The sequence below is a fragment of the Myxococcus vastator genome (genome assembly GCF_010894475.1).
Classification (GTDB): domain Bacteria; phylum Myxococcota; class Myxococcia; order Myxococcales; family Myxococcaceae; genus Myxococcus; species Myxococcus vastator.
Genome location: NZ_JAAIYB010000853.1, coordinates 1 through 1289 on the forward strand (window position 1 = coordinate 1; position 1289 = coordinate 1289).

Annotated in this window: 1 protein-coding gene; it reads left to right on the forward strand. The window is 67.0% G+C overall.

Annotated elements, in window-relative coordinates; translation table 11 throughout:
* Window positions 1–612 precede the first annotated feature (612 nt).
* Window positions 613–1137 carry a tail fiber protein gene (locus G4D87_RS37870; protein WP_163787607.1) on the forward strand — a complete coding sequence of 175 codons (525 nt, stop codon included), beginning with the start codon at window positions 613–615 and terminating at the stop codon, window positions 1135–1137.
* Window positions 1138–1289: the final 152 nt, after the last annotated feature.

Below are 1289 nucleotides of genomic sequence, written 5' to 3' on the forward strand. Positions count from 1 at the left end.
CCTGAGGCCCATCCGCGCCAGGCGCACCCGGCTCGCCCTGAGGGCCGGCGGGCCCCTCAGCTCCCGGCGATCCTGGAGGTCCTTCAGCGCCCGCGGGACCCGCAGGACCTTGCGGCCCCTGCGGTCCCGGCGTGCCTTCCTCACACGCCGACAGCACCAGCAGTGCCGTCAGCGGCAGCGCCTGAAACCACTTCTGATACAGGGGGCGTCGCCAGTTCTCTTGCGTCATCTGCCGGTCTCCTCGTCGTGAAACGTCATCCCGCGGGCCTCTGAGCAAGCCTCACGCCACGCCAAGAAGACCGAGGCGACCCAAGAGGTTTGGCGGTAACCGGGCAGATTCTCTCCTGGGGGAGAGCCCGCGAAACATTGCCCCAGCGTCCGGGTCGGACGCACCCGCGTTTCACCGGCACGCGGGCCCGCTAGCGTCTGCGCCGGACGCATCCGCGTCTGCACCGGACGCACGAGCGCGCGTGACACAGCGAGACAAAGAGGCACCGCGCCTCACGTTTCACTGCATGCCGCCGTCACACCCACATGAAACACGCGCGATTCAAGCGCTGGCCGGACCTTTGCTCTGGGAAGCTGCGCATTCTTCTCGAAAGGTAGACGCACGTGTCAGAGCCCTTCATCGGTCAGGTCATGATGTTCGCAGGCAACTTCGCTCCGCGGGGCTGGGCATTCTGCCAGGGGCAGATTCTCGCTATCGCCCAGAACACGGCGCTCTTCTCCATTCTGGGCACCACCTATGGAGGCAACGGGCAGACGACGTTCGCCCTGCCGGACCTGCGTGGCCGCTACCCCATGCAGCCGGGTCAAGGCCCCGGTCTGTCCCCCCGCGCGCTGGGCGAACAAGGCGGAACTGAAACCGTCACGCTGATTTCAACGCAGATGCCGGCGCACACTCACAGCCTGAATGTGAGCAGCCAGGCCGGCGATACGGAAACGCCCATTGGCACCGTGCTCGCGGCGGACTCCACCGCAACCGTGCTCAACTACCGGGCCGCGCCCATCGACGGGACGATGAACCCCGCCGCCATCGGCGTCGCGGGCGGAAGCCAGCCGCACAACAACATGTCGCCCTTCTTGTGCATCAACTTCATCATCGCGCTGGAAGGCATCTACCCGTCGCGAAACTGACGCACCGTGAGCATTGAGGGCCTGCCGCGCCTCGCCTCGTCCAGGCGTGCGAGGCGCAGCAGCGCCACGTGTACGGTCGCCGCGAAATAGTTCACCCCCCCGTCCAGGTCCGCACCGACCCTGAGCCGCGGGGTGGGTAGCCCGTTTCAGGC